Here is a 26894-nt window from a genome sequence, read left to right as displayed (position 1 = left end):
GCAAAGGGCAGAAACAAGGCTTAGTCGAAACGGCCGAACGTCATTTTGTTGAGAGCAAGAAAGGCGACCATGAAAATGGCAATGGCGATAATGGCGGACATGACATGTCTTTCGTATGGGGCGACTCACCGCAGAGCCGCCGTGATTTGATCATCTGCGGCGGACTATAGAGGGTTCCGCCTCAAATCCAAGATGCGGCTTTTTGGCCTTTTGATCCATTCCGACCATGGGTCATTTTTGTTTTGACGCACCGGCATCAAGGGCTGACACTGATCCCAAGCCGCAAAAGGCGTTCAAAAACAATGACCCGGAGGAAACCCATGTCAGCCAATTTGTCAGCCATTCGCACAGGCCTTATCGCCGCTGCCTTTACCCTCGCTGCAGGTCCCTTGATGGCGGAAGACTATGCTGCCCCGGCCGAAGAAACCGCCGAGGCCGCACCACAGATCACGTTGGGCAATGGCGATGACAACTGGATCATCACCGAAGGCGCGACCCGTGACGGTGCGACTTTCACGTTCCCTGAAGTTCACATTGCTGGGAATGGCTGGCTGGTGATGCATCCCTTCGAGGGCGGTAAACCAAATGGCGACATCTATGTCGGCCACACTTATGTGGGCGATGGCACCAACAAGGACGTTGAGATCACGGTTGATGACGAGCCGGATGCCGGCGAGATGTTCATCGTCATGCTTCACAGCGACGTCAATGACGACAAGGTTTTTGACTTTGTGTTCGTCAACGAACGCGAAGTGGCCGACAAGGCGGTGTTCGAAGGCACCAAGATGATCGCCCACCCCTACCCTGCGCCGTAGACGTTACGACTAGCCACAGGCGGCTTTGATCAGGCGACATTCACCCGGCGGAACTTGTTCCAAAGGGCGAATGGCGCACCGCCCAACAGAACCTCCACCAGATCAACATCCTGAAAATCGCCATTGAGCGATAGCCGCGGCAAGGCCCGCAGATGATTGCCATGGGCATCAAACAGCAGGCCCTTGCGCGTCGTCACGGCAGACGCAAAACGCTGCTCTGACGACAAATCAAACTCACGCAGACCAGCGGAGCCTTCATCCCCATAGGGATAGGCAAAGTGGGTTGGTCGCTCGCCAAGCTCAGATTCAAGTCGTGCAGTTCCCGCCATCATGTCTTCACGTGCGCGGTCCATGGGTAGCTTGGCCAGCGCATAGTGAGACGCTGTATGCGCACCAATGGTACACAGTGGATGAGCATTGAGGCGACGCACATCGTCCCAGCTCATGGAAAGTGACGATGCCAGCGACTGTCCGTCGATACCGGCAAGTTCTGCGAGACGAGCAACCGCGTAACGCGCATCGTCCTCGCTGACGTCACGCAGCCGCCAATAGACGCTTTCCCACGCGCCGCGCATTTCCTTTTCGGTGCGCGCAGCGTGGGAGATCGTCTCTCCCCCGATATCCATTTCCACATGGTCCAGCGCCCGGATGGACGCTTCAAGCGTCAGCCACCAAAGATCGGCGATGCCGTCCGGTAGGTCAGACGCCACATAGACCGCGAACGGCGCGTCATGTTTCTCAAAGATCGGCAGCGCCAGTTCGGCGTTGTCGAGATAGCCATCATCAAAGGTAAAGGCAGCAAAGGGACCTGGGCCTCCTTTGCGCAGGCGGCGAACCATCTCGTCCAGATCGACAATGTCATAGCCCAGGTCGCGAACCCGGGAGATCACCGCATCAAGAAAGGCGGGTGTTACTTCCAGTCCCCGGTTTGGCGCGAAATCATGCGGCAGGGGCGCATGCTCTACCACGCGATGCAGCATGAAGATGGCACCAAGGCCCCGCCAGCTATTGCCCAGCACCCGATGTGCCCGCGTCGTACGCAGGGTGCTCAATCCAAACTTCAAGACATCACTGCCGACCAAACGCATCATTCAAACTCTCGGTTGCACTCAACAGGCGCACAGATTAACGCCCACTGATTGCCAAGCGATTGACGAGGCTCTGTGCGGTCACAAGTGCCGCAATGGCACCCTTTTTGCGGGAGTAACAGTAGAAATCTGACCCCCGAAGGTACTGTCATGAACGCCATTGCGGCCCTGAAACACGCAGAAACGCTGAATAATCAACAGCTTGTCGATCCCCAGAGGACTGACGAGATGGTCTTCAGCACCACCAGCGATATTGCGTCGCTCCAACGCGTCTGGCGCAACCTGGAGCAGCGAAGTGCAACACATGTGTTCCAGACATGGGCCTGGGTCTCGAATTGGCACACATACATCGGCAAGGCGCGTGGAATCACGCCGCACATCATCATGGCAACCAGCCGTGACGGCGTGATGCGGGCGCTTCTTCCCATGGGCATTGAGACACGCTCCGGTCTGCGGACGCTGCTCTGGCTCGGTGACGAACATGCAGACTTCAAAGGCCCGGTGATCGATCGGGACCTGATGGCAGGTCTGACCACTGACACGGCAAAAAAGCTCTTCGATGAAGCCTTTCGGCTGACCCGGGGCATTGACGCGGTCAAGCTGCTCGACATGCCGGAAATTCTGAACGACCAGCTTAACCCCCTGCTCGTCTACCCCAGTCAGCGGGGGCCGGCCGGCACACACTCTCTTACGCTCAATGCCAAGTTTGATGATCTCTACAAGGCAAGACGCGGCGCGTCGTCACGCAAGAAACTCCGGCAACGGTCACGACGGCTGACACAGGCGGCAGGCCCCACGAAATTCAAAGTCGCCCGCACACCTCAGGCGCGGTCAGAAGCCATCTCCGTAATGATCGAGCAAAAACGTGCCCGCCTCGCTGAAATGGGCGCTGACGACATCTTTGCGACGTCCAATGTGCGTGCGTTCTATCGGGCGCTTGCAGAACAGCATCCCGAGATATGCCAGCTGTCCACTTTCAAAGCCGGTGACGACATCGTTGCGACCAACTGGGGCCTCACCTGGGGTGACCGATACTACTACGTTCTGTCCACCATGACGGACGGCGAATATCGATGCCACTCGCCTGGCCAGTTGCACCTCAATGAGCTGATTGAATGGAGCACCGTTCGTGGATTTAAAGTGTTTGATTTCACGGTGGGTGATGAGGACTACAAGGACGACTGGTGCGACACTTCGACAGACCTTTTTGACGTTTACATTGGCTTAACCATCAAAGGCCGCGCTGCAGCTTGGCTGCATGGCAAAGCACGTGCCGCAAAGCGCTACATCAAGCAGTCACCACGCCTGTGGCCACTGGCAAAAAAGCTCAGAAAACGGCTCTACGACTACCGTACGCACACGGCTTAGTAACTCCCTTATGCGACTGTTTTGCTGAACACACAGCCAGCACCGGCTTTGATTTTAGTGAACTGACACTTTTGGGGAGCCCCAAGCATGTCCCGCATTCTGGATATTACACAGGACAACGCCGACCGTTTTTCGACCGGCACGGTTCAAGCCAAACACCACTTTGTTGAAAGCGGTCTGTTTGATGATGATGCGCTCGCGGAGCTGATTGAAGGCTATCCCGAAGAGCATATGAGCATCCACACCACAACGCTTAACCCAGATGGCGTGGAGACGTGGCGTCATGGCTCCATAAAGGGCCGTACCGGGGCTGACGTGGTCGAGGCCATCAAGCGTGGCAAGCTCTGGATCAATCTCCAGCACATGGAAGAAGTTGCACCGCGCTACCACGCGCTGGTGGCCCGCTCCTTCGAAGAAATCAACGAGAAAAATCCCAAGCTCAAGCACATGCGCCACAACACGGGTATTCTGATTTCCAGCCCGTCAGCCCGCGTGCTTTATCATTGCGATATCTCACCAGTCGTTTTGTGCCACGTCCGGGGTGCCAAGCGTCTTTGGCTCTATCCGAACACGGAAGAGTTCATTTCCAATCACTCTCGCGAACAGGTTGTGCTGCGTGAGACCGAAGAGGAAGTCCCCTACACCGAGGACATGGACAAGCACGCGCAGGTCTTTGATCTGCAGCCAGGCGATCTTCTGTCCTGGGAGATGCAGGCACCGCATCGCGTGGACAACATTGAAGGTCTCAATGTGTCCATGACAACGGCTTACTACACGCCGGAAGCCATGAAGCAGTATGGCGTTATCTACGGCAATGGTGTGCTGCGTCGCCTGTTCGGCATGAACCCCAAGAGCGTTGACACCAAGGGCATTGCCGCGCTGATAAAGTGCTGTCTGGCTTTTGTGGTCAAGAAGACGGGTTTTCTCGAAGCCAACGAACGCGAGTTCGTTACGACTTTTGAAGTCGATCCGTCGAAGGAACTTGGGTACATCGAATTTGAGGGTCATCGGGCCTAGCGCTCGATGATCCGGCGGGTGCACATATGTCCCAGAACGCTTCTTCACCAACCTCTGTGATGACCCCGTCCGCTGCGCGGGCGGCGGATGTACCCCTTCGGATTGTCAGGTCGATTGACGATTTGCAGTACCGCGTTTCTATCTATCAAAACCTTGATGATTGCGCTGTTGCGTGGCGTCTGTTTGAACAGACGGCCATCGCAACGGCCTTTCAACAACACGCATGGCTCAGCGCCTGGATGGTAACTGTCGGCAAAGCCCGACAGGTTGAACCGCGCATTGCGCTGGTTCGCGACCCGGACGGCGAACTGGTAATGATCCTGCCCTTCGCCATTGAGCGCGCGATGGGTGTGTCGACACTGGTTTGGCTTGCCCAGGATGAGGCGGACTATCACGGGCCTCTAATCCATCCCAAATGGAATAGTCAGACGCCACGCAAAGAGCTGGGCCGCATTTTGAATGTTGTGGCGTCCAGTATTCCAAAGGCTGATGCCTTCAGTCTCACCAAGACCCTTGCCGAGATCGATGGTTTCAAAAATCCCCTTGGCCTGCTTCCGCATGCAGCCCACCCCTCATCCGGCCATGCCATCTCACTGGACCATGATGACTTTGAGGCGTTCTACGCGTCCCTGCGCAGCAAATCGACGCGCAAGCGGGATCGCCAGCGTCGCCGGCGGCTGGACGAAAGCGGTGATGTGGCCTTCACCATCCCCACGACGCAGGCAGACCAGCACGCCATGCTTGATGCCATCCTTCAGCAAAAGTCTGTTTGGCTGAACGAGCGCGGCATTATTGACCCGTTTGGTTCAGACGAAGTGAAAGCATTTCTGCACGGCCTGATTGATGATCACACCGCGCGCAGCAGCCTTCATCTGTCCGCCCTCACCCTCGATGGCAACGTCATCGCCGGGAATGTCGGGTTTGTCAGGGGCGACCGTTTTTATGCGGTGATTGGCAGCGTTGCCGAGGGTGAAGCCTCGCGCCACTCACCAGGTACAATCCATCTGCATGAGTTGCTGCGCTGGTGCTTTGCCAACAACATTTCGGCCTTTGACCTCACGGTCGGCGACGAGGGATACAAGAAGGACTGGTGCGACGCGCATCTGGATCTCATCGACATCCGTATCTCGCTGACACTGGCCGGGTACGTGTCCGCACTGCCTTCGCGGATCAAGGATACGCTCAAGCGACGGATCAAGGCATCACCTGCCCTGTTCCACCTGGCACTGTCTGCACGTCGGATCGTGCGTTCAGTCTTCCCTGCATGACCGCCCTCGACACACAGCAGTCTGCGACAAACAGCTTTGTGCGCCTGACGGCCAGGATCGTATCAAGACTTCCCGCACCGATTGCCACGAAGCTGTCAGGCCTCTTGGACAATGCCGATGATCTTGCCTCCGTCCTGCGCGGTGCTGCATCGGTCATGGCAATTCGCGTGGCTGGTGCCTGTGTCAGCTTCGTCTCTCTGGCCCTGCTCGCCCGCTGGATGGGCGCGTTCGAGTTTGGCATCTACGCCTACGTTTGGACGTGGATCATCTTTGTCGGCACCATGGCGCCGCTCGGCCTCAACACGTCCTTGATGCGGTTTATCCCCGAATACATGGCCCGTCAGCGCTGGGGACGTATTTGGGGACTGCTGACGCAAGCGCATCTGATCGTGCTCGCCGCAGCGACCACGGCATCCGTCCTGGGCGGCATCACGCTTTGGATCGTGCACCCCTACATCGATGACTATTACGTTTTGCCCTTTGCCGTGGCACTTCTTGTACTGCCGCTCTATGCCCTGCTGGACACGCAGGAAGGGACAGCGCGGGCCTTCGGCTGGGTAACGCTCGCCTATATCATCCCGTATCTGATGCGGCCGCTCCTGCTGTTGCTCGGCATCGGTGCCCTGGTCCTTGTGGGTATTGCCCCGGACGCCATTGCCGCGCTGTTTGCCATGATTACCGCAACTGCCATCGGCATCGCAGTTCAGGCTGTCATCCTTGTGCGCAGCATCCGTGCAACCGTACCTCGCGCCAAGCCCCGCACCCATGCCGGCTACTGGCTGATGATTTCCATACCGATGCTGGTTTTTGAAGGCGCGTACCTTTTGATGTCGTCCACAGATGTCATCATGCTGGGACAGATCGAGGACCCCGCCTCCGTCGCCATCTATTACGCAGCCGCGCGCACCGCGAGCCTCATCGGTTTTGTCTATTTCGCAACGACAGCCCGCACGGTTCCCAAGTTCTCCGAGATCAATGCGTCCGGCACACGCGAAGACCTCCAGAAGTTTCTCGATGGCGTGAACCGTGTCAGCTTCTGGCCAAGCTTCATGGGCGTGCTGGTTCTGCTCGTCATTGGCCAATACATCCTCGGCATGTTCGGGGACGGGTTTGAGGATGGTTATTTGATCCTCGTAATCCTCTCCATCGGTTACATCGCCCGATGCACGGTTGGTCCGCTGGAATATCTTCTGTCGATGACCGGCAGACAGATGACAGCCACGAAGATCATCTGCGCTTCCGCCGTCTTCAACGCCGGACTCAACCTGCTGCTGATACCTGAATTGGGAACACTCGGCGCGGCACTGGCGACCATTATTGCGATGATCGCGAACCTCACGGCGCTGGCCATTGCCGTGTACCAAAAACTCGGCATCAACGCGTTCCTACTGCGTCCAGGACGCTAGGGATGGGTTTGGGTCCGCATGGCATTGGGATTGCTGCGTAACAGCATGACCCCCGACCGTCTGTGCCCCAATGGCACAATCGGCTGCATCAGGAAGCCAAATGAGCCTGATTGAGACCAAATATCCCCAAACAGCGCAAATGCCTGCGCCGCTTCTGCGCGGCCAGACCGTGCCGCCAGCCGCAATCGCCAACCCACGTTTCAGCAGCCAGTGGATGGCCGCCGAAACACTGGATGCTGATTTCATCGCCGAATGGACCGAGCTCGCGGCCTCAGCCAGCGAACCAAATCCCTTTTATGAACCGCCACTCCTGCTGGCGGCTTTGGCCCATCTGCCCGGGCACAAACAGGTCAGGGTCTTGACCATTCGCGACAGGCTCATGGCCAACCGGCTGGTGATGCTGGTGCCCCTGAAGATCACCTCAACCTATCGCGGCATTCCCGCCAAATGCGCCGCCCCCTGGCGACACATCCATACCTTCCTCGCAACACCGCTGGTGCGCGCGGACTATGAAAAAGATGCTGTGACCGGCCTGATGGCGCATCTGGCGGCAGAAGGCATTCCCCTGCTGCGCCTGCACCACATGGCCGCCGATGGCCCGGTGAGCGAAGCAGTGCGCGAAGTGGCCGATACGACCATTGCCACGACCCGCACCTTTGAGCGCGCAATCCTGAACAGCGAATTGGATGCAGAGGCCTATCTGACGGCCAGCATCTCGAAAAAGAAACGCAAGGAATATGGGCGGCTAAAACGGCGTCTTACCGACGAAGGGGACGTCACCTTCGAAACCCCTGATATGAGTGACCCCGCCTGTGTAGAGGGCGTGGTGCTTGAGTTCCTTGAACTCGAACGCACGGGCTGGAAGGGTCAGGCCGGCACGGCCATCGCCACCCGCCCCGCTGAGGCCCGGTTCTTCATTGACGCGTGTCGCGCGGCTGCAGCCGCTGGCGGTCTGTCACCACTGACCCTGCGTCTGGACAACAAACCGATCGCAAGCATCATCAACTTCAAAGGGCACGGAACCCACGGCGACGGCTTGTTCTCTTTCAAGATCGCCTATGACGAAAGCTATGCGCGCTTCTCGCCCGGCGTTCTTCTGGAACTCGAGATGACCGCCCGCGCCCTGACGTCAAGGGATGTTGCCTGGGTCGACAGCTGCGCCAATCCCGATCACCCGATGATTGATCACCTGTGGCGCGAACGCCGGGCCATGCAGGACATCACCCTGACGACATCCAAACCAACATCAGCAGCGTTGCTCAGCATCACAGCCCTCAGTGAAAAATCCGCAGCATCTGCAAAACGTCAAATCCAGACAGTGACCAAGACCATCAAAAAGAGTCTGCTGAAAAGGAAAGCAGCATGAACCAGACATCAAACGCGGAACATTTCTCAGCTCATGAAGGCAACATCGACATGCATGTAGGTATGTCGCCGTTCAAGATGCGTCATGATCTGGCAGGCAATCCCTTGTTCAGCCTCGAAGCCATGGCTGATCTGGCAAATGAGTTGCCGCGCGACAAGGTGGATTACAATCTCGCAAATCTCCCTGTCGATGTCTCCGGAAAGCATGTCCCGTTCAACGGCTTGTCCGCTGCGAATACGATCAAGGAGATTGAGACGTGCGGATCATGGATCGTGCTCAAGGGCATGGAGCATGTCCCCGCCTACAATGCACTGCTCGACGAACTGATTGATGATCTGGCCTGCTTGAGTGGTGTGGCCACTTCAGCTTTTGATCATCGTGTGGCCCTTGGTTTCGTTACCTCACCAGGTGGCGTCACGCCCTATCATCTGGACTCGGAGCACAATTTCCTTCTCCAGATGTCCGGTAAAAAAACGATCACCATCCTGCCTCATCAGGCAACGACAACTGCTGAAGACACCGAACTCTCACCCGCCAAAAGCCGATACATCCAGTACCAGCCCGGCTTTGCGCCGCTGGAACAGAAGTTTGAGTTGAGTGCAGGCGATGCCGTTTGTGTGCCGTTCAACGATCCTCACTATGTGAAGAATGGTGACGAGGTATCCATCTCGATGGGCATTACGTTTCATGATCTTGAAACATGGCAGCGGCGCAAGGTGGCAACCGTCAACCACATGCTACGGCGCATTGGACTGCCGCAGGACCGCGCCGGAATACTGTCAGGGAAAGACAAGCTGAAAGCCGCCGCTTACGACGCCCTCAATACAGTCGTGGATCCCATTCGGAACAACAAGAAGGCGCGACAGTTTGTGAAGAGACACGTGCTGCGCGGCGCAGCTGCCACGCCTTAGGCGATTTGAATGAGACCTGCCGTATCTGTCTGCGGCAATGCCTGTGTCGGCGCATTGGTGCCCCGCAGGAGAACGAGGCTCGTGTCAGACGCGCGGTCGAACGAAGCCGCAAGGCCCAGAACGACGCTATCTGTATCTCCAACCAGAACAATCTGTGCTGATTGAGCCAGGGCCTGCATGGCGCTTGCAATCAATGCAGGATCATCGTGAACAGGGATTGACCCCCAACCGATGAAGCGCGCGGTCGACTGAGTGTCGGGCTGCATGACATCTGCGAAGCCACACCGACGGCTCATGACATCCGTCAGACCCATAGTGGGCTGTGGCGATGTCCCCACGACAACAACACTCTGCCCCTGTTGTGCCAGCAGCCTTGCAAGGCCGACGAGGCCTTTGGGGCCGGACTGGCCACATGCCACACGCACCACACGACCAGGAACGTGCTGGCCATAACGGCTGGGGCGCGAGGCAATAAAACGCAGGATTTCCTGAGCTGACTGGCTCAGCACCCATTGGTCATGCTGCGTCAGCGTTGGATTGGCTGGCAGCCGCGCAATCATCTGCGTCACAGGCTGGCGAGGTGCCATCTGTTGTGGGGCTGCATGGTTGGGCATCGGTGGCGGAGCTGGCGGAGGCGCGGATCTGTAAACCTGCTGCGGCTGCATGTGGGCCTGCATTTGCGGGCGCTGCTGAGGCTCAAATGGATCAGGTGCGCCATTCACCGCGTAAGCAGGCGTCGCCTGGCGCCGTTGCGGCTGCTGGGCATAGTGCTGCACCGGAACCCGCGCAGGCTGCTGCTGATAGGCGTAGGCATTTTGAGGGGCGTAAGACCCGCCATAGGCGGCAGGCACCGTTTGTGGAGGCGCTACCGGCGCGGACCGACGCATGGAAGGTGCCGCAGCATAGCGTGGCGCGGGTGTTGCCGCGCCTGAGAGCATTTCTGTTGCGAGTACAATCAACAGTCCAAACGTCAGCGAAGCCATGAAGGCCAGCATCAGGATAGGCGCCTTCTTCGGGAAGGATGGGCTTTCAGGTGTTTCTGCACGGGAGATGATGCGCGCTTCAGGCCGCTGAATGGACCGGTCGTCACGGGCACCTGCCTCACTGGCGCGAAGAAGAAACGATTCCAGCAGCCCACGGTTGGCGACGGCTTCACGTTCAAGGGAGCGCAACTCGCTTTCCTGCTGCTTTTCCTCGGTTACATCTTTTTTGAGCCGCGCGATGGATGACCGCAGCGTTCTCTCACGCGCGGTTGCCACACGCACATCATTTTCCAGACGGCGGGCAATCTTGCCGACTTCAGCTGAAATGGCACGGCGCAGATCATCAAGTTCGGCCAGGCGCGCAATCATATCGGGGTGCTGCGGCAGAAGGTCCGCAGACAGATCCGTGATCTGCCGCTGCAATGCCACTTCCTGCTGGCGCAACTGGCGAATGAGCGGGTTATCAAGCACTTCAGAGGATGTTTCGATGCCGGCCGGTGACTGCATCAACGCCCGTGCACTGTCCAAGCGCGCCTTCACTTCAGACCGTGCAGCGCTTGCCGTGATGAGCTGCGCATTGAGAGCGGCAAGCTCTGTATTTTTGAGAAGGTTGCCGTTTGATTCAAAGATGCCGGACTTGCGGCGGAATTCACTGACGGCTGCTTCTGATGCCTGCACCTGGGCGCGAAGCTTGTCCACCTGCTCATCAAGCCAGGAACTTGCCCGGCGTGTCACGGCAGCCTGGGCATCCAGTTGTCCGCCTACGTAAAGATCAGCAATGGCATTGGCGACCATCATGGCGCTGCGTGGATGTTCGGCCCAAAAATCAATCGCGATAACGCGGGACTCGCCAACCTGATAGACATTCAGGCGTTCGAAATAGGCGCCAATAACAGCCGCACGGTTGGCGGGCTTGCGGGCACCGAACCCAAACATGCCGCCGCCGGTCGTTGAGAACTCATCCCATGTGTCGAGCTTCAGCTGGGTCACGACCTGGTCCGCGAGAGAGCGCGAGAGCAGGACCTGAATTTCGCTTTCGATCTTCTTCTGATCCGCTTCGCGCACAGCCTGATTGGCCAGCGGTGTGGTCGGGTCAGGGGTCTGCCCTTCAATTAGAATGCGAACTTCGCCGGTGTAGTGCGGTGTCACCGTGCTGAGGGCTGCATAGGAAAGTACAATCCCCGAGAGCACAAAGAGCATCAGGAACCACTTGCGGGCCCAGATGCGCGACAGCAATGCCCAGACGTCCAGACCAGCAGACCCGTCAGCCGGTCGAGCGCCTGCGGACATATCCCGATCCTGATTGGGCACACCGTAAGACATGGGCGAGCTAGACTGCTCCTCATTACCGCTGGTCACCAAAGGTCAAGGCAGACAGCGGACATACGCCCGCGAATCGCTTCGCGCGCAAAAATGATCCAGCTTGTTTTTTAGCGGCCTTAAGGTAACCGGGATGTTAACCCGCATTAATTTTCCCGGATTTCCTGCTGATTTTGGAGCACCTGTTACCTCCCCACGCTAAGGCGATGGTAACCGTGACGGGGCTAGGCTCGCACACCTGACAAAATTTCGAAGGTGTAGCGGTGACAGCCATGCGTGCGTATCAAAAACTGTTTGGTGGATTGAGCCTCTTGTCGACACTCGTTTTGGCGGGTTGCGGCGGCTTTTCCAATGAACCGCAGATGCAGGCTGCTGCAGCTCCGATGCCGGCCCATCCTCAGGCCGCCAGTCAGCAGCCCATGCAGCATGCTGCGCCCATGCCCGGACGCATATCCCAGTATCAACTGGACGCTGGCGATGAACTGCGTGTGATCGTGTTTGGCCAGGAAAACCTGTCCGGCACATTCCGTGTCGATGATTCAGGCTCCATCACAATGCCCCTGCTGCCGCCTTTGGGTGTGCGCGGGCTGTCTACTGCACAGACCAAGACGTCCATTGAGCAGGCCCTGTCGCAGACATTGCTCCGCAATCCAAATGTGTCTGTTGAAGTGTCGCGGTTTCGCCCGTTCTTCATTCTCGGGCAGGTCAACTCTCCGGGACAATATCCGTTCGTCTCCGGCATGACTGTTGAGACGGCTGTGGCCATCGCCGGTGGGTACACCTATCGCGCCAACACGTCACGCGCGCGCATCACACGCACTGCCTCCAACGAATTCAAGGCTGAGACGAACGCCCTTGTTATGCCCGGCGACACCATCTTCATCCGCGAACGGTTTTTCTAAGACCAGATCATGACCGACCCAATCCAGCACATCGAGCATGAGACCGAGCGCAAGCTCAATATACTGCATGTGTTTCGCGCACCTGCCGGTGGGCTGTTTCGTCATGTGCAGGATTTGGTGCGTGGGCAGGTAGCCGCTGGCCACAGTGTTGGCGTGGTGTGCGCCTCAAACGGGACATCGCCCGCTGCTGAAGAAGCACTGTCTGCGTTGGAGCCTGATCTGGCGCTTGGTATGCGGCGCATCTTCATGTCGCGCCTGGCGGACCCCCGAGATATTGCGGCCGTTACGACGGTGCGCGCCCTGCGGTCGAGCCAGGAACTGGATATCGTGCACGGGCATGGCGCAAAAGGCGGCCTGATGGCCCGATTGGCTGTGCACCGGCCACCCAGTGACATCACTCCGGACCGCAGAGCGCGCTCCATCTACACACCTCATGGTGGATCACTGCACTATGACGCCACGTCTCTTTCAGGCATGGCGTATCTCGCCATCGAAAAACTGCTGAACAGCCGAACCGACGCCTTCATTTTTGAAAGCGAGTTCGCGCGCAGTGTCTTCGCGCAAAAGATAGGCGCCCCAAAAGGCAAGTCCCAGATCGTGCATAACGGCGTGGGCGAAACAGACTTTCTGCCGCTGCCCAACCGCAAGAGCACCTACGACATCGCCTTTGTGGGTGAGCTGCGCATGCTGAAAGGCATCGACGTGCTGCTGGATGCGCTGGCAACCATGCGCGGACGCAATCTGCGGGTCGTCATCGCAGGCGATGGACCAGATCGCGAGCATTTCATCGACCGGGCCTGCAATCTAGGCCTGGCCCCCATGGTCACCTTTCCCGGTGCGATGCCGGCTCGTGAGGTTTTTGCATCTGCCGGAATGTTGGTGGTGCCCTCCCTGGCAGAGTCCCTGCCCTACATCGTTTTGGAAGCACTGGCCGCTGCCATGCCGCTGGTCGCAACCAATTGCGGCGGCATCCCGGAAATCTTTGCCGGACGCGCCGACAGCCTCGTGCCGCCCGGAGACGCTCTGGCGCTGGCAGATGCCATCACCCGCACACTGAATGCACCGGCGCAGGCGGATACCGTTGCAAAACAGATGCGTCAGGACATTGCCCATCGCTTCTCAGTCGGAACCATGGTGCGTGGGGTGGATGACGTCTATCGCACGGCTCTGACCGGCCTTCCTGTTCGCGATGGCGTGCCTCAGATGTTGAGCCCCGCAACACCGCATTCTGCCAACGGGGCCTGACATGTCTGCTTATGCAGCTCATCCAGCACCGCAGACGCAGGATATGTCTTCGTCGGCGCGTTGGAGCCACGGCCTCGACATCGCAAACACGGCCTTTGCCTCGGTCCTGCTGTTTTGCCTGATGGCGATCTCTCATTATGTGCTGCGCGAACCTGCACCCTATGACCTGCTGATGGTCGCAACGGCCGGCATGCTGTTCATGCTGGGTCTGCGTATTCCTGCCGGCGTGGCATTGCCGTTTGGTCTGATGGTTCTGGTTCTGTGCGGCTACATGATCGGCGGCACCGGCGCGCGCTACATCGATATGTCGATCAAGTTTCTGCAGACATCGACATATCTCACCCTCACCTTCGTGTTCTACACGGCAGTGGTGACGGCCTCACCCGACCGGGCACTCAAGGCGCTGTGGGGTGGCTACATCTTCGCAGGCCTGTGCGCGGCTGCCTTGGGCATTGGCGGCTATCTCGGGTTCATTCCCGGTGCTGACATTCTGCTGGGGTCAGGTCGCGCCAAGGGACTGTTTGAAGACCCCAACGTATACGGACCGTTCCTGGTGCCGCCCACCATCTATGCCATCTGGCGGATGACGACGCGCGGCGTAACGCCTGCCGTCTTCTTCTGGGGGCCGATTGCAACAGTGCTGGTGCTTGGGCTGTTCCTCAGCTTTTCACGCGGCGCGTGGCTGCACATGATGCTCTCCGCGGCTGCCTTTGCGGTGCTGGCCAGCATGGCGCCTGAAACACGTGGGCAGCGCGGCCGCATCGTGATGATCACCATTCTGCTAGGCGTCATGCTCACCCTCGCCATCGGCTGGGCCATCACAATTCCCGAAGTGCGTGAGCTGCTCGAACAGCGACTGGGCCTGCAGTCCTATGACACCAAACAGGGCGGCCGGTTTTCCGGCCAGTTTGAAGCCCTGAAGATGGCGATGATCAATCCTTTTGGCATCGGCGCCAACAACTGGGGAATGCTCGCAGCCCAGGACACCCACAATGTCTATCTGAATGTGTTTGTGAGCGGCGGCTTCATCAGCCTTGTGGGCCTGGTGGGGGCCTTCGGCCTGACGCTGGTGCGAGGCTTCAAATACGCCATGCATGGCCCAAGGCGAGGCGTCTTCATCGTCGCGTTTGCAAGCTTCATCGGTCTCATTGCCGAGGCCATCATCATCGACATCAACCACTGGCGGCATTTGTATGTGCTGATGGGGATGATCTGGGGCCTGATGCTGGCAGCACCGCCTGCTACCCACGCGCGCCGCTGAAACAAACAGGCCGCGCCTGACATCACGTCAAACACGGCCTGCTAAGTGGCTTATCGCCGAATATGGTCGGAGCGGCCGGATTTGAACCGACGACCCCTTGTCCCCCAGACAAGTGCGCTACCAGGCTGCGCTACGCTCCGTTAGATCGCGACAGGACGTCAAATCCCGCCGGGAGGGAGGCGGACTATAGGGGCGGTTCTGCCGATCCGCAACGCCATCTCCGCCAGAAATTGCGCTCAGTTCCGGATCAGAACCACGTCGCCGCGCGGGCGTTCTCAAGCTTGGCTTTGAGGCCCTCCAGCTCTTCGAGAAGCAGCTCAAGTTCAATCTGCTGATCTTCCGTAAGCGGCACAGGTGGAAATGGCGCCGGAGCCACATGCTGCGTTGATGCGGGCGCAGGTGTGGCTGGCACCCGCTCTTCCACAAGCGGCTCTGCACCCTCACCGGCGGCTTCCGCCTCGGCCAGCTCCGCTGCGTATTCCTCGCGGCCGATTTCACTCACATGGCGTACGCCCTGCTCGCGGAAGACTTTCTGCACGCCCTTGATTGTGTAACCGTCGTGATAGAGCAGCGTGCGAATGCCGCGCAGCAGATCGACGTCCTCAGGCCGGTAGTAGCGCCGGCCGCCGCCGCGCTTCAGTGGCTTGATCTGTGTGAACTTGGTCTCCCAGAAACGCAGCACGTGCTGAGGCACATCAAGGTCCATGGCGACCTCGGATATGGTTCTAAAAGCGTCTGGTGACTTCTGCACGTTCATGGAACCCTCAGGCCCGGAATCGGGGCTCAACCGGGTTAGGCGACTTCGGGACTGTCAGCAACCGGCGCATCGTCGCGTGGTGCGGACTTGTTGACCCGGTCCTTGAGCACATGGCTTGGCCGGAAGACCAGTACACGTCGTGGCTTGATGGGGACTTCTTCGCCCGTTTTCGGGTTACGTCCCACACGACCGCCTTTTTCGCGCACCGAAAAAGCGCCGAAGGATGAGACCTTGACGGTTTCACCCTGCTCAAGGCTGGACGAAATCTCTTCCAGCACCCGCTCGACAAAGTCAGCGGATTCATTGCGGGAAAGGCCGACTTCCTGATAGACGGCCTCGCTCAGATTTGCGCGTGTAAGTGTACGACTCATGGCTACTTTTGTACTCCTCAAGCGGTCTTATCGCAAGCTGCTTAAATGCCGCAACCCCAATGTCCCCAATAGCTTAACTCAAAAAGTTAATGCGTTCGCGCGGGTGACCTACCAGCGAATGAGGGCCGATCCCCACGTAAAGCCGCCGCCCATCGCTTCCAGCAGGACCATGTCGCCCTGCTTGATACGCCCATCCTTGACCGCAACATCCAGGGCCAGAGGCACAGAGGCGGCCGACGTATTGGCGTGCTGCCCGACTGTCATCACCACTGTTTCAGGCGCAAGACCGATGCGTTTGGCCGTCGCATCCAGAATGCGCTTGTTGGCCTGATGCGGCACGAACCAGTCGATGTCCTTGGCCTCAAGGCCTGTTGCGTCCAGCGCCTCATCGATGGCTTCAGCAATGTTCACCACAGCATGGCGAAACACTTCCTTGCCTTCCATGCGCAGGTGACCAACAGAGCCGCGCGACGGACCACTGTCCACGTAAAGCTTGCTGCGATGACGACCATCAGAATGCAGATGACTTGTCAGGACGCCACGATCCGTATTGGACCCCTCGCCTTCCCCTGCCTGCAGTACCAGGGCCCCTGCACCATCGCCGAACAGAACAGCCGTCGTGCGGTCTTCCCAGTCAAGAATGCGCGAGAAGGTTTCAGCCCCGATCACCAGGACGTTTTTAGCTTGGCCGGCCTTGATGAAATTGTCAGCCGTCGCGACGGCATACACAAAGCCCGAGCACACGGCCTGCATGTCAAACGCAAACCCGCGCTCCATGCCCAGTGCTGCCTGCACAACGGTGGCAGTTGCGGGGAACGTATCGTCGGGCGTGGCTGTTGCCAGAATGATCAGATCCAGATCATCCGCATGGACACCGGCATTGGCCAGGGCATCCTTTGAGGCTGCAATGGCCAGATCGGAGGTCAGCTCACCATCGGCTGCTATGTGGCGCTGATGAATGCCCGTGCGGGCGGTAATCCAGTCGTCGGACGTGTCCACCAAGGTGGCCATTTCGGCATTGGTAATGATGCGCTCCGGCAGATACGCGCCGACGCCTTTTACAATTGAACGGATCATACCGTGCTGGGCTCCGGTGTTGCTTGTGCCTGCTGTGCTGCTTCTTCGCGCTCGCCATGAACTTCTTCGAGGTCGACGGCGATTTTCTTGATGATGTCGTTGCGGGCCATGTCGATGGCCAGATCGAGGGCTGCTGCGATGCCTTCAGCGGTTGCCGAGCCATGGCTTTTGACCACGACCCCGTTAAGGCCAAGGAACACGCCGCCATTGACGCGGCTTGGATCCATGCGCTGACGCAGAATGTTGAATGCCCCGCGCGCAAACAGATATCCGATACGCGATGCCAGCGACCGGCGCATGGCGTTGGACAGATAATCGCCAATCAAACGCGCTGTGCCTTCAGCAGTCTTGAGAGCGATGTTGCCGGTGAAACCATCGGTGACCACGACATCCACTGTGCCCTTTGAAATGTCGTCGCCTTCAACGAAACCGACAAACTCGAAATCCATATGCGTTGAGCGCAGAACCTCTGCGGCGGCCTTGATCTCTTCGTTGCCCTTCATCTCTTCGGCACCGATGTTCAGCAGACCAACCTTTGGCTTGGGCTGTCCCAGCGCCGTCCGCGCCATGGCTTCGCCCATGATGGCAAAGTTCACCAGCGCGTCATGCTCAGCCACCACATTGGCACCTACGTCCAACACCACGGTTTCGCCGCGCATGGTGGGCCAGATCGCCGCCAGTGCCGGGCGGCTGATGCCGGGCATGGTGCGCAACACCATCCGCGCCATGACAGTGAGAGCGCCGGTGTTGCCACAACTGACAGCAGCATGTGCACGTCCCTGCTTCACGGCATCAATGGCCAGCCACATGCTCGAGACCTTGCGCCCGGCACGCAGTGCCTGGCTTGGTTTGTCATCCATGGAGATGGCAACGTCTGTGTGGTGGATCGTGGAGACGGCCTTGAGTTCGGCATCCGCATCCAGAAGCGGCTTTAGCTGCGCTTCGTCGCCGTGAAATTCGTAGTGAACATCGGGCTGGCGAACGCGAGCAATACCCGCCCCACTGACCACAGCTTCACATCCCAGATCGCCACCCATGGCATCCAGAGCGATGGTAATGCTGCTGGCCAATAAGAACTCCGCTTCAAATCAGTTGCCCGGCTGGCACGGGGACAAGCCCCCGGCACCGGAACAGGAATGAATGCCTGCAGCCACAAATAGGAAACGAATCCACGAGAAAGGACCCCGGCGCAGGCGGCGTGCAACATAAAGCAACGCCGCAGCAACTCAACCTTGACACTAACTATTTGTTTTTATTGATCTTTGCCGTTGGGCTTTAATGCAGCCAGCGCCGCGAATGGTGACGGTTCCTCAGGTGTCGTCGCCTCTTCGGGAATCGCCGCATCTGCCTTTCGCGGATAAGGATCAAGGGCAAGCGACAGATACTGAACGGTCACGTCGCCCGCATCAAAACTTGTGCCGGTCTCCCCGCCCAATGGCTCCGGCGCGTCTTCATCCGGCGACACATCAATCTCCTGACCCGGCTTGGGGTCATCGATCATCTTTGCCGGCAGGAACTTCACTTCAAACTCGTCTCGCACCGTTGCGGGCACAGGCTCCAGAGTGACAACGCATGTCTGCACCACGTCAGCTTCGAACGACGCGGTCATACGCGCGCCGGACCCCCGCCAGGGACGCACTGCAATGCGAATGTCAAAACGCTCAATGGCCTGCAAACCGAGACGCTCCGCAACGGCAGCCATCTCAGCGTCCGACGGCCGGATGGGCCTCTCTATGCCGGTTGCAGGGAGGGAAGCCACATCCACAACATAGGAGTACTCGGGTACGTGGGTCTCATCAGAACCAGCGTCAGCCATTTGCATTCACCTTGGGAAATTCAACGCGCCCGTCACCGATGGCATCAATCGACTGTGACGCCAGCGACGCTTGAGCTGCGCGCAGATAGGACGCCAGCGTCGCCAGGCTGCCGGGATCCGCAGTTGCGTCAGCAAAAACGTTCCGGTCAATCGCCTCAATCAGCGCCACGTCATTGGGTTGGGCCAGAGCCTCATCATAAGCCTCGCCGCGCCCATAGAATTTGGCGGCCATCTTCTGAATGCGCTTGCTGATACCCATGTCTCCAACACCCAGCTCCCGAAGGGCATGGTCCATGTCACGGAACATGTGGTCGAAAAGCTCCTGGGACAGGTCTCCCGCCGCCTCATCTCCATCACGAAGCCGCGCCACGACGAGATAGCAGTGCATCACGAGCATATCGAACCGCCCATCGACGCTGTCTGGCACCCCCAGAGCCGCATAGAAATGCGGGTCACGCGATTGCGTCATGATGGAGGTGTACAGCGCCTCCAGCACCGGTTGATGGCTCTTGTTGGCCCGGAATGGGGCCAGGATGCGGTCTAAAACCATGGTCGTCCTCTCTGGTGCACTCCAACATGTGAAGGCGCTGCCTGCATTAAGCCCAAATGACCCTCTTGCCAAGAAGGCCCTCGCTCTTCATGAATTGGCATATGATTTGGTGCGTTGGACGATATCGCCGATTTTTGTCTCAGCGCCCGCCATCTACGGAGAGTAAAGTGCGCACGCATTCCCCAATTTCACTGTGGCTCATGGGCGCAGGCACCGACAAAATCTTTACCCGCAAAATCCTTAAGGGGTCCGCTTTGGCCGTTGTGCTGGCCGCGGGTCTGGCGGCATGCGTGCCAACCGTCACCCAGCGCGGGTACGTGCCAAACGAAGACCTGATCTCCGAAATCCGGGTTGGCATCGACAATAAAGACAGCGTGCTCACCAGTTTTGGCTCACCCTCCACTGTGTCCACCGTGGAAGGCGACTCCTGGTATTACATCTCAAGCATCCATGAACAGCTGATGTTCTATCGCGAAGAAGCCGTCGATCGTGAAATCGTGGCGGTCTATTTCGATGAAAACGAGAACGTCAAACAGCTCGGCTATTACGGCCTCGAAGACGGCAAGATCGTGAATTTCATCAACCAGGAAACGCCAACCCGCGGCAAGGAACTGACGTTCCTGCAGCAGATGTTCGGCAACCTCGGTCGCTTTGGCGGTGCAACGCGCGCCGACCCCACACCGGGTCTCTAATCTTTGGCTGATAGTGCTCATATCCGCGAAGGAGGCTGTCGATGTGGACAGCTTCGCTTCCGGATACCGTGGCCGCCGATGATCACGATGGCCTGCCATTGCACCGGGTGTCAGAAGATGACCGGCGGCCCCTACTCGCTCAGCGCCATGGTTGCCGGTGACGCCTTTGAGGTCACCAAGGGCCAGCCCGTTGTCGGCGGTCTCAAGGGCGACGAAATCGACCACATGTTCTGTCCCAACTGCATGAGCTGGGTATTCACCCGAGTTATGGATGGCGCCTTCATCAATGTGCGCTCTCCGATGCTGGACGACACATCCGGCACAGAGCCCTATGTTGAGAGCTACACCAGTGAAAAGCTCGACTGGGTAAAGCTTGAAACCCCGCACAGCTTTGAGAAATTTCCGGAGTTGGACGATTATACCGCGATCATTCAAGCCTATGCGGCACGGCAGGACTGAGGCCGAAATGCCAATTGCAACCTGGAAACAGGCAAAGAAAAAGGCGGCGCCCCGACATGGGACGCCGCCTTCTTTGTCTTGGATGGTCTGACGCTTAGTGAGCCAGAACGGCCAGTAGCAGCAGAGCCACGATGTTCGTGATCTTGATCATCGGGTTCACAGCCGGACCAGCAGTGTCCTTGTAAGGATCACCAACAGTGTCGCCTGTCACAGCAGCCTTATGGGCGTCTGAGCCCTTGCCGCCATGGGCACCGTCTTCAATCACCTTCTTGGCGTTGTCCCATGCACCGCCACCGGCAGTCATGGAGATGGCCACGAAGAGACCTGTCACGATAACGCCCAGCAGCATCGCACCAAGTGCTGAGAATGCAGCGGACTTGTCAGCCACAGCCGAGATCACGAAGAACAGGACAACAGGTGACAGCACCGGCAGCATCGACGGGACGATCATCTCGCGGATGGCCGCCTTGGTCAGCAGGTCAACGGCCTGGCCGTAGTCCGGCTTCTCCGTGCCCTGCATGATGCCTGGCTTGGCTTTGAACTGACGCCGAACTTCTTCAACGATGGCAGCCGCGGAGCGACCCACAGCCATCATGCCCATGGCACCGAAGAGGTAAGGCAGCATGCCGCCAACCAGCAGGCCAACCACGACATATGGGTTGGACAGCGAGAAGTCGACATTGATGCCGGCAAAGTACGGATAGAGCTCAGGGCTTGCCGCGAAGAACTTGAGGTCCTCCGTGTAAGCCGCAAACAGCACCAGCGCACCCAGACCCGCAGAGCCAATGGCATAGCCCTTGGTCACAGCCTTTGTGGTGTTGCCAACAGCATCAAGCGCATCAGTGGTCTTGCGGACGCTTTCGTCCAGCTCGGCCATTTCAGCGATACCACCAGCATTGTCCGTCACCGGACCAAACGCATCGAGCGCCACAACCATGCCTGCAAGAGCCAGCATTGTTGACACCGCAATTGCAATGCCGAACAGACCCGCCAGGTTGAACGTGGCAACGATGCCCGCAACGATGACAAGAGCCGGAAGCGCCGTTGCTTCAAGCGAGACAGCCAGACCCTGGATCACGTTTGTGCCGTGACCGGAGTTGGAAGCCGCCGCCACAGACTGCACAGGACGGTAGTTGGTGCCTGTGTAGTACTCGGTGATCCAGATGATGAGGCCGGTAATGACCAGACCCAAAATGCCGCAGAGATAGAGGTCCATGCCTGTGAAGGCCAGACCGCTCGCCAGGGTGTAGGTCGTTTCAAGACCAACCACGTAGTCGGTCGTGAAGTACAAGGCGATCAGCGACAGAACGGCTGAGGCGATGAAGCCCTTGTACAGCGCACCCATGATGGAACCGTTCGAGCCGAGACGCACGAAGAACGTGCCGATGATCGAGGTCACGATGCAGGTCGCACCAATAACCAGCGGATAGATCATCATGGCTTCGCCGGCAGCACCGACAAAGAAGATGGAGGCCAGAACCATGGTGGCCACGATCGTCACCGCATAGGTTTCGAACAGGTCAGCCGCCATGCCCGCGCAGTCGCCCACGTTGTCGCCAACGTTATCAGCGATGGTCGCAGGGTTACGGGGGTCATCTTCCGGAATACCGGCTTCAACCTTACCCACAAGGTCACCGCCCACATCCGCACCCTTGGTGAAGATACCGCCGCCAAGACGCGCAAAGATTGAAATGAGCGACGCACCGAAGCCAAGAGCCACCAGCGCATCAATCACCTGACGGGAATTGGCCGCGTGGCCCAGCGTGTCTGTGAGGACTGTGTAGTAGACAGCCACACCCAGCAGGGCGAGACCAGCCACCAGCATGCCTGTAACAGCACCGGACTTGAACGCAATGTCGAGGCCAGCAGCAAGGCTTTCAGATGAGGCCTGCGTCGTGCGCACATTGGCGCGCACGGACACGACCATGCCGATGTAACCGGCAAGGCCTGACAGAATGGCACCAGCCGCAAAACCGATTGCGGTCAGCATGCCCAGCAGCGCCCAGACGATTGCAAAGATCACCACCCCGACAAGGCCGATCGTGGTGTACTGGCGATTGAGGTAGGCAGAAGCACCTTCCTGAATAGCGCTTGCGATTTCCTGCATGCGCGCATTGCCCGGGCTCGCCGCCAGCACGGAGCGAATTGCCCACGCGCCATAGACGAGCGAAAGAACGCCCGCGGCCAGAATGGCCATCATGGTTGTACTCATTTTCGGAAATTTCCCCTGACTAGGTCTGCCGGAGGGCCGGCAGCCAATCTATTGGTTTGTATTTCGACGGGTGAAGCCCTGTTAAGGCCGTGCCGGACCGCATCCGGCGCAACCAACCCCTCCCCCGCGATTGATGGCGCCACAATGCCAAAGGTCCCCGGTCAAGGCAACCGCGTTAACTGTCCGGCAGGCCGCATGGAAACCGCGGGAACAGGGCACTTACAGGGCTGTCAGGGAGCGTCAAACACCATCCACGACCAGGTCACCCCAGCAGCCTTGTTGGCGGCCTGAATGGAGGCTGTGTGCCGGGTAAAGCGCACGGTGAGCCCACAGTCATGTGCCAGCGCCTGTGTCTCTTTATCGGTCCCACCGAAGACTGGCCGGCCAGCAGCACCGGGCCCATGCCTCACAGACATTGCCAGCGTTGCCTTGTGCGCCATCACAGACCTCAATGTGGCCATTGCCGCAGCGCGTCTGGGTAATTCTATGTGCTGCCAGACGGCACTCAGAAGCACAAAATCATAGGTTTCCCCTAGGGACACAGCTGCCTCAAGACCGGGCAAGGCGGCGTCCAGCCATCTGATCCCTGCATCGGCATACTTATGAGACGCGGCCTCTCGAAAGGCATCGACCGGTTCACATGCCGTGACCGCATGCCCCTGCTCCGCAAACCAGGCAGGGTTTCGACCAGCCCCCGCCCCCACGTCCAGCACACGGCACGGGGTACCGGGCAACGCATCAAGGATGGGACCAAGCACAGTATCGGTCGGGATGGACTCATATCGCGGGATCAGCTCGGCAGCGGATGCCTCATATCCCTCAATTACCTCGATCGACATCTCGGTTTCCTCGATGTGTGTGGACATCAAAGCGTGGGCGATTCGGAGAGGAATAAGAACCTTAGCGGCGCTTAGAAATGTCGATAGCCGGACTTCGGGACATCGAGGGTGTCACCTTGGGTATCAACAACGCTGACTTCACCGACCTTGCCTGCTGCCAGTTCACCGATCCGGGTCACAGGCGTTTCGGTATCACCGGAGGCCTCTGCAATCGCCTCTGCTGCATCAGGCGATGCAGCGAACAGGATTTCATAGTCGTCGCCCGCGCCCAGAAGCGACAGATGCAACGATCTGTCCTTTTTCACAACCCGGGCTGCCGAGGACGACAGCGGCACCCGATCAAAATCGATGCGCGCGGCCAGACCTGAGGCTTCAGCCATATGGCCGGCGTCCGCAATCAGACCATCCGATACGTCCAAGGAGGCGGAGGCAAAGCCCGAAAGCTTGCGACCAAAATCGACCCTTGGCTGTGGCAGACGATAGCGTCCTTCAAGGCGCGTGCGGGTCCCAAGGGCAACCGCTCCCAATTCTTCCCGCAATATCCTGAGACCAAGTCCGGCGTCTCCAATGGTGCCGGTGACATAAAGACCGTCACCTGCCTTGGCCCCAGCACGGGTTACCATGCCCCCCTCGCCCAGCCTTCCGATAGCGGTCAAAGAAAAGGTGTCGGGGCCCGGTGTCCTGACCGTGTCTCCGCCGATGAGAACAAGACCATAGGCTGCAAGATCCTCAGCCAGCCCTTTTGTAAACGCCTCAAGCCACGCGACATCCCGCTGCTGGTTGAAGGCCGCTGACAGAAGACAGCCGACCGGCTGTGCACCTTTGGCTGCAAGGTCGGATACGTTCACCCGCACAAGCTTCTGGGCAATCTGGTCTGCAGGGTCATCAGCAAGAAAGTGTACGCCGGCAACAATCATGTCGCTGGTGATGCAGCTTCGACCATCCGTATCAGGAACAAGCCCGACATCATCTGTCAGGTTCAGGCCGTGGCTGCTGTCGGACAAGGGGGCAAACAGGCGGGCAATCAAGTCAAACTCTGTTTCAGAGCTGCCGTCCTGCTTTGCCACTAGACATCACCCAGCAGCTCGCGGGCCAGACGGTCCAGCACCGCATTGACGACCTTTGGCTCGTCCCCATCAAAGAAGGCGCGGGCCACGCCCACATATTCATTGATGACCGCCTTGGGCGGTACGTCGGAGCGCCCGTAGATTTCAAAGGTTCCGGCCCGAAGCGTCGCGCGCAACGTGGCGTCCAGCCGAGGCAGCCGCCAACCTGATGCCAGTGCCTTGTCAATGGCCGGATCAAGTTCCGCCTGCTTCTCCACGACACCGCGGACGATGGATTCAAAAAAGTCCGCGTCAGCCGGATTGTCGTCGTTCAGTTCTTCTGCAGTTTCACCGTCATAGGTGCGGCCAAGACGGGCGGCGCGAAACTCGGCGATCACGTCGCCGATGTCAGCACTGCCGATGTCCATCTGGTAGAGCGCCTGCACAGCCGCCAACCGCGAATTGCTGCGGGCTTCGTGGGGCTGTTGTCGTGCGGGCTTCTTGCTCAAAGTCCATCCACCTTCATGGCGCGTTTGTGGGCGATCATCGCCAATGTGGCAGCAGCAGCGCCGCCACCCTTGTTCTTGTCGTCTACCTTGGCCCGCGCCCAGGCCTGATCTTCGTTCTCAACAGTCTGAATACCGTTGCCCAGGGCCAGCGCGTGCTCGACGCTCAGGTCCATAAGCGCCCGTGCGCTTTCAAATGCAACAATATCAAAATGCGCTGTTTCGCCACGTATGACACAGCCAAGGGTCACAAAGCCATCATAGGACGTCTGGCCACCGGTCACCTTCATGGCCCGAAGCGCGTAAACCACAGCCGCCGGGATCTCCAGAACGCCGGGAACTTCCATGCGCTCATAGGTGCCGCCGGCAGCTTCAATTTCTGCAATGGCACCGCGCGCCATTTCATCCGTGAGCTCGGGATAAAAGCGGGCTTCGATAATCAGAATATGTGGGTTTTTCTTACTCATGGTTTTTCTTTTATCTGGATCAGCTCTTGGTGATCGGACGCATGCCGACAACCTCAAGGCCGTACCCGTCGATACCGACAATGGTGGGATTGGGTGAATTTGAAAGGAGTTCCATCTTGCGGATACCAAGATCGAGAAGGATCTGCGCGCCAACCCCGTATTCGCGCAGGCGACGTGGCCCCTGCTGCGACCGGGTTTCTTCATCGGTCAGCAGCATGTCCGACACGATGGTCGCGTCCGTATCGCGAATGATGACGATAACGCCGCGGCCCTCTTTTTCGATGGCCTTCATGGATTCTTCAATGAGATGCGACCGGCCGCCCTTGGCGCCCAGAATGTCATCAAACACATTGATGGCGTGCATACGCACAAGCACGGGATCAGGCGTGCTGATGTCGCCCTTCACAAGAGCAATATGCTCAGAATACTGAACATTATTCTTGTAGACGATCATCTGGAACTCGCCAGCGTTTTCCGTTTCAAATGTCCGGTCAACGGCGCGCTGCATGAAATTGTCATGCTTGCGGCGATAGGCAATCAGGTCTGCGATGGTCGCGACCTTGAGATTATGCAGCTGTGAGAACTGAATGAGATCCGGCAGACGTGCCATGGTGCCGTCATCGTTCATGATCTCGCAGATCACACCAGCCGGGTTCAAACCGGCCAGGCGCGAAACATCAACGGCAGCTTCGGTGTGGCCCGCGCGAACAAGCACGCCACCCTCTTTGGCGACCAGAGGAAACACGTGCCCCGGCGTCGCGATATCTGTGTAGTTCTTGGTGGGATCAACAGCGACCGCGATCGTGAGGGCACGGTCATGGGCCGAGATGCCGGTGGTGACGCCTTCGCGCGCCTCGATGGAAATCGTGAAAGCCGTCTGGTGCCTCGACTGATTGTGCGACGACATCAAATGCAGATTGAGCTGCTCGGACCGCTCTTCCGTCATCGAAAGGCAGATCAGGCCACGACCATATTTGGCCATGAAGTTGATCGCATCCGGGGTCGCCATCTGCGCCGGGATCACCAGATCGCCTTCGTTCTCGCGATCCTCCGCATCCACCAGAATGAACATCTTGCCATTACGGGCGTCTTCGATGACATCCTCGATCGGGGACAGGAATTCGGAAAACTCGCTCATACGTGCTCCTTGCC

The 26894-nt window shown here is 58.5% G+C and carries 26 protein-coding genes and 1 tRNA gene; 12 read left to right on the top strand and 15 right to left on the bottom strand.

The features are described 5' to 3' along the window. Positions 1 to 320 precede the first annotated feature (320 nt). The gene (locus ABXH05_RS11495) at positions 321 to 815 is read left to right on the top strand and encodes a DUF7282 domain-containing protein (protein WP_353561134.1); all 495 of its coding nucleotides are present in this window, start codon (positions 321 to 323) and stop codon (positions 813 to 815) included. 29 nt (positions 816 to 844) lie between these two features. On the opposite strand, the gene ABXH05_RS11490 is transcribed toward ABXH05_RS11495, so the two are convergent. Then, a complete protein-coding gene (locus ABXH05_RS11490; RefSeq protein ID WP_353561133.1) occupies positions 845 to 1906 on the bottom strand; it encodes a polysaccharide deacetylase family protein in 1062 nt (353 codons plus the stop codon). Between the two features lie 147 nt (positions 1907 to 2053). Between ABXH05_RS11490 and ABXH05_RS11485 the strand changes: the two genes are divergently transcribed. The 6 genes from ABXH05_RS11485 to ABXH05_RS11460 all read left to right on the top strand — a co-directional run bounded on the left by ABXH05_RS11485 (position 2054) and on the right by ABXH05_RS11460 (position 9239). Further along, on the top strand, positions 2054 to 3271 hold the full coding sequence (locus ABXH05_RS11485) for a GNAT family N-acetyltransferase (protein ID WP_353561132.1): 1218 nt from the start codon (positions 2054 to 2056) through the stop codon (positions 3269 to 3271). Positions 3272 to 3358: 87 nt separating this feature from the next. Then, positions 3359 to 4288, top strand: a complete 930-nt coding sequence (locus ABXH05_RS11480; protein WP_353561131.1) for a cupin-like domain-containing protein — start codon at positions 3359 to 3361, stop codon at positions 4286 to 4288. 26 nt (positions 4289 to 4314) lie between these two features. Then, positions 4315 to 5556, top strand: coding sequence for a GNAT family N-acetyltransferase (locus tag ABXH05_RS11475; protein WP_353561130.1), 1242 nt, complete (start codon positions 4315 to 4317; stop codon positions 5554 to 5556). Next, positions 5553 to 6962: an oligosaccharide flippase family protein gene (locus ABXH05_RS11470; RefSeq protein WP_353561129.1), complete on the top strand. Its 1410-nt coding sequence runs from the start codon at positions 5553 to 5555 to the stop codon at positions 6960 to 6962. Before ABXH05_RS11475 ends, ABXH05_RS11470 begins: the two co-directional genes overlap by 4 nt. A gap of 100 nt (positions 6963 to 7062) precedes the next feature. Next, positions 7063 to 8328 (top strand): GNAT family N-acetyltransferase, encoded by a 1266-nt coding sequence (locus ABXH05_RS11465; RefSeq protein ID WP_353561128.1) that lies wholly within the window; start codon positions 7063 to 7065, stop codon positions 8326 to 8328. Beyond that, on the top strand, positions 8325 to 9239 hold the full coding sequence (locus ABXH05_RS11460) for a JmjC domain-containing protein (RefSeq protein ID WP_353561127.1): 915 nt from the start codon (positions 8325 to 8327) through the stop codon (positions 9237 to 9239). Before ABXH05_RS11465 ends, ABXH05_RS11460 begins: the two co-directional genes overlap by 4 nt. On the opposite strand, the gene ABXH05_RS11455 is transcribed toward ABXH05_RS11460, so the two are convergent. Then, the gene (locus ABXH05_RS11455) at positions 9236 to 11545 is read right to left on the bottom strand and encodes a Wzz/FepE/Etk N-terminal domain-containing protein (protein ID WP_353561126.1); all 2310 of its coding nucleotides are present in this window, start codon (positions 11543 to 11545) and stop codon (positions 9236 to 9238) included. The two genes, ABXH05_RS11460 and ABXH05_RS11455, sit on opposite strands and share 4 nt — an antisense overlap. A gap of 269 nt (positions 11546 to 11814) precedes the next feature. On the opposite strand from ABXH05_RS11455, the gene ABXH05_RS11450 reads away from it, so the two are divergent. From ABXH05_RS11450 to ABXH05_RS11440, 3 genes are read left to right on the top strand one after another with little or no spacing between them, the layout of a single operon-like run. Further along, a complete protein-coding gene (locus ABXH05_RS11450) occupies positions 11815 to 12444 on the top strand; it encodes a polysaccharide biosynthesis/export family protein (protein WP_353561125.1) in 630 nt (209 codons plus the stop codon). A gap of 9 nt (positions 12445 to 12453) precedes the next feature. Then, a complete protein-coding gene (locus ABXH05_RS11445) occupies positions 12454 to 13689 on the top strand; it encodes a glycosyltransferase family 4 protein (RefSeq protein ID WP_353561124.1) in 1236 nt (411 codons plus the stop codon). A gap of 1 nt (position 13690) precedes the next feature. Beyond that, positions 13691 to 14950 (top strand): O-antigen ligase family protein, encoded by a 1260-nt coding sequence (locus tag ABXH05_RS11440; RefSeq protein WP_353561123.1) that lies wholly within the window; start codon positions 13691 to 13693, stop codon positions 14948 to 14950. Positions 14951 to 15013: 63 nt separating this feature from the next. Here the strand turns inward: ABXH05_RS11440 and ABXH05_RS11435 are convergent. The 7 genes from ABXH05_RS11435 to ABXH05_RS11405 all read right to left on the bottom strand — a co-directional run bounded on the left by ABXH05_RS11435 (position 15014) and on the right by ABXH05_RS11405 (position 19521). Continuing rightward, a tRNA-Pro gene (locus ABXH05_RS11435) sits at positions 15014 to 15090 on the bottom strand. A gap of 107 nt (positions 15091 to 15197) precedes the next feature. Continuing rightward, entirely contained in the window at positions 15198 to 15707 is a 510-nt protein-coding gene (locus tag ABXH05_RS11430) for a MerR family transcriptional regulator (protein ID WP_353561122.1), read from the bottom strand. A 35-nt stretch (positions 15708 to 15742) separates the two neighbouring features. Further along, entirely contained in the window at positions 15743 to 16078 is a 336-nt protein-coding gene (locus ABXH05_RS11425) for an integration host factor subunit alpha (protein ID WP_353561121.1), read from the bottom strand. A 108-nt stretch (positions 16079 to 16186) separates the two neighbouring features. Beyond that, positions 16187 to 17155 carry a beta-ketoacyl-ACP synthase III gene (locus tag ABXH05_RS11420; protein WP_353561120.1) on the bottom strand — a complete coding sequence of 323 codons (969 nt, stop codon included), beginning with the start codon at positions 17153 to 17155 and terminating at the stop codon, positions 16187 to 16189. Continuing rightward, positions 17152 to 18225, bottom strand: a complete 1074-nt coding sequence (plsX, locus tag ABXH05_RS11415) for a phosphate acyltransferase PlsX (RefSeq protein WP_348140757.1) — start codon at positions 18223 to 18225, stop codon at positions 17152 to 17154. Before plsX ends, ABXH05_RS11420 begins: the two co-directional genes overlap by 4 nt. 182 nt (positions 18226 to 18407) lie before the next feature. Beyond that, a complete protein-coding gene (locus ABXH05_RS11410) occupies positions 18408 to 18971 on the bottom strand; it encodes a YceD family protein (RefSeq protein ID WP_353561119.1) in 564 nt (187 codons plus the stop codon). Then, positions 18964 to 19521: a ubiquinol-cytochrome C chaperone family protein gene (locus ABXH05_RS11405; protein ID WP_353561118.1), complete on the bottom strand. Its 558-nt coding sequence runs from the start codon at positions 19519 to 19521 to the stop codon at positions 18964 to 18966. The genes ABXH05_RS11410 and ABXH05_RS11405 overlap by 8 nt, the downstream gene beginning before the upstream one ends. A 167-nt stretch (positions 19522 to 19688) precedes the next feature. Here ABXH05_RS11405 and ABXH05_RS11400 point away from each other — a divergent pair, with 167 nt between their 5' ends. Together ABXH05_RS11400 and ABXH05_RS11395 are read left to right on the top strand one after the other, a co-directional pair. Beyond that, a complete protein-coding gene (locus ABXH05_RS11400) occupies positions 19689 to 20213 on the top strand; it encodes an outer membrane protein assembly factor BamE (protein WP_353561117.1) in 525 nt (174 codons plus the stop codon). A gap of 3 nt (positions 20214 to 20216) precedes the next feature. Next, positions 20217 to 20672 carry a GFA family protein gene (locus ABXH05_RS11395; protein WP_502947736.1) on the top strand — a complete coding sequence of 152 codons (456 nt, stop codon included), beginning with the start codon at positions 20217 to 20219 and terminating at the stop codon, positions 20670 to 20672. Between the two features lie 94 nt (positions 20673 to 20766). Here ABXH05_RS11395 and ABXH05_RS11390 read toward each other — a convergent pair whose 3' ends face one another. The 6 genes from ABXH05_RS11390 to ribB all read right to left on the bottom strand — a co-directional run bounded on the left by ABXH05_RS11390 (position 20767) and on the right by ribB (position 26880). Further along, positions 20767 to 22884 (bottom strand): sodium-translocating pyrophosphatase, encoded by a 2118-nt coding sequence (locus tag ABXH05_RS11390; RefSeq protein WP_353561115.1) that lies wholly within the window; start codon positions 22882 to 22884, stop codon positions 20767 to 20769. Between the two features lie 230 nt (positions 22885 to 23114). After that, positions 23115 to 23723 (bottom strand): class I SAM-dependent methyltransferase, encoded by a 609-nt coding sequence (locus tag ABXH05_RS11385; protein ID WP_353561114.1) that lies wholly within the window; start codon positions 23721 to 23723, stop codon positions 23115 to 23117. A gap of 71 nt (positions 23724 to 23794) precedes the next feature. Continuing rightward, complete coding sequence (gene thiL, locus ABXH05_RS11380) at positions 23795 to 24790, bottom strand: thiamine-phosphate kinase (protein ID WP_353561113.1); 996 nt, start codon at positions 24788 to 24790, stop codon at positions 23795 to 23797. Continuing rightward, the gene (nusB, locus tag ABXH05_RS11375; RefSeq protein WP_348140771.1) at positions 24790 to 25278 is read right to left on the bottom strand and encodes a transcription antitermination factor NusB; all 489 of its coding nucleotides are present in this window, start codon (positions 25276 to 25278) and stop codon (positions 24790 to 24792) included. The genes thiL and nusB overlap by 1 nt, the downstream gene beginning before the upstream one ends. Further along, positions 25275 to 25742 carry a 6,7-dimethyl-8-ribityllumazine synthase gene (gene ribH, locus ABXH05_RS11370; RefSeq protein ID WP_348140773.1) on the bottom strand — a complete coding sequence of 156 codons (468 nt, stop codon included), beginning with the start codon at positions 25740 to 25742 and terminating at the stop codon, positions 25275 to 25277. The genes nusB and ribH overlap by 4 nt, the downstream gene beginning before the upstream one ends. A gap of 19 nt (positions 25743 to 25761) precedes the next feature. Continuing rightward, positions 25762 to 26880, bottom strand: coding sequence for a 3,4-dihydroxy-2-butanone-4-phosphate synthase (gene ribB / locus ABXH05_RS11365; RefSeq protein WP_353561112.1), 1119 nt, complete (start codon positions 26878 to 26880; stop codon positions 25762 to 25764). Positions 26881 to 26894: the final 14 nt, after the last annotated feature.

The sequence above is a fragment of the Pyruvatibacter sp. HU-CL02332 genome, from assembly GCF_040362765.1.
Classification (GTDB): domain Bacteria; phylum Pseudomonadota; class Alphaproteobacteria; order CGMCC-115125; family CGMCC-115125; genus Pyruvatibacter.
This window is presented reverse-complemented; position numbering and strand designations above follow the sequence as displayed.

What these genes read in the sequence shown, in the direction of transcription:
- ABXH05_RS11495 (WP_353561134.1), top strand. Translation starts at nt 321, where the DNA reads ATGTCAGCCAATTTGTCAGCCATTCGCACAGGCCTTATCGCCGCTGCC.
- ABXH05_RS11490 (WP_353561133.1), bottom strand. Translation starts at nt 1,906, where the DNA reads ATGATGCGTTTGGTCGGCAGTGATGTCTTGAAGTTTGGATTGAGCACC.
- ABXH05_RS11485 (WP_353561132.1), top strand. Translation starts at nt 2,054, where the DNA reads ATGAACGCCATTGCGGCCCTGAAACACGCAGAAACGCTGAATAATCAA.
- ABXH05_RS11480 (WP_353561131.1), top strand. Translation starts at nt 3,359, where the DNA reads ATGTCCCGCATTCTGGATATTACACAGGACAACGCCGACCGTTTTTCG.
- ABXH05_RS11475 (WP_353561130.1), top strand. Translation starts at nt 4,315, where the DNA reads ATGTCCCAGAACGCTTCTTCACCAACCTCTGTGATGACCCCGTCCGCT.
- ABXH05_RS11470 (WP_353561129.1), top strand. Translation starts at nt 5,553, where the DNA reads ATGACCGCCCTCGACACACAGCAGTCTGCGACAAACAGCTTTGTGCGC.
- ABXH05_RS11465 (WP_353561128.1), top strand. Translation starts at nt 7,063, where the DNA reads ATGAGCCTGATTGAGACCAAATATCCCCAAACAGCGCAAATGCCTGCG.
- ABXH05_RS11460 (WP_353561127.1), top strand. Translation starts at nt 8,325, where the DNA reads ATGAACCAGACATCAAACGCGGAACATTTCTCAGCTCATGAAGGCAAC.
- ABXH05_RS11455 (WP_353561126.1), bottom strand. Translation starts at nt 11,545, where the DNA reads ATGTCTTACGGTGTGCCCAATCAGGATCGGGATATGTCCGCAGGCGCT.
- ABXH05_RS11450 (WP_353561125.1), top strand. Translation starts at nt 11,815, where the DNA reads ATGCGTGCGTATCAAAAACTGTTTGGTGGATTGAGCCTCTTGTCGACA.
- ABXH05_RS11445 (WP_353561124.1), top strand. Translation starts at nt 12,454, where the DNA reads ATGACCGACCCAATCCAGCACATCGAGCATGAGACCGAGCGCAAGCTC.
- ABXH05_RS11440 (WP_353561123.1), top strand. Translation starts at nt 13,691, where the DNA reads ATGTCTGCTTATGCAGCTCATCCAGCACCGCAGACGCAGGATATGTCT.
- ABXH05_RS11430 (WP_353561122.1), bottom strand. Translation starts at nt 15,707, where the DNA reads ATGAACGTGCAGAAGTCACCAGACGCTTTTAGAACCATATCCGAGGTC.
- ABXH05_RS11425 (WP_353561121.1), bottom strand. Translation starts at nt 16,078, where the DNA reads ATGAGTCGTACACTTACACGCGCAAATCTGAGCGAGGCCGTCTATCAG.
- ABXH05_RS11420 (WP_353561120.1), bottom strand. Translation starts at nt 17,155, where the DNA reads ATGATCCGTTCAATTGTAAAAGGCGTCGGCGCGTATCTGCCGGAGCGC.
- ABXH05_RS11410 (WP_353561119.1), bottom strand. Translation starts at nt 18,971, where the DNA reads ATGGCTGACGCTGGTTCTGATGAGACCCACGTACCCGAGTACTCCTAT.
- ABXH05_RS11405 (WP_353561118.1), bottom strand. Translation starts at nt 19,521, where the DNA reads ATGGTTTTAGACCGCATCCTGGCCCCATTCCGGGCCAACAAGAGCCAT.
- ABXH05_RS11390 (WP_353561115.1), bottom strand. Translation starts at nt 22,884, where the DNA reads ATGAGTACAACCATGATGGCCATTCTGGCCGCGGGCGTTCTTTCGCTC.
- ABXH05_RS11385 (WP_353561114.1), bottom strand. Translation starts at nt 23,723, where the DNA reads ATGTCGATCGAGGTAATTGAGGGATATGAGGCATCCGCTGCCGAGCTG.
- ribH (WP_348140773.1), bottom strand. Translation starts at nt 25,742, where the DNA reads ATGAGTAAGAAAAACCCACATATTCTGATTATCGAAGCCCGCTTTTAT.
- ribB (WP_353561112.1), bottom strand. Translation starts at nt 26,880, where the DNA reads ATGAGCGAGTTTTCCGAATTCCTGTCCCCGATCGAGGATGTCATCGAA.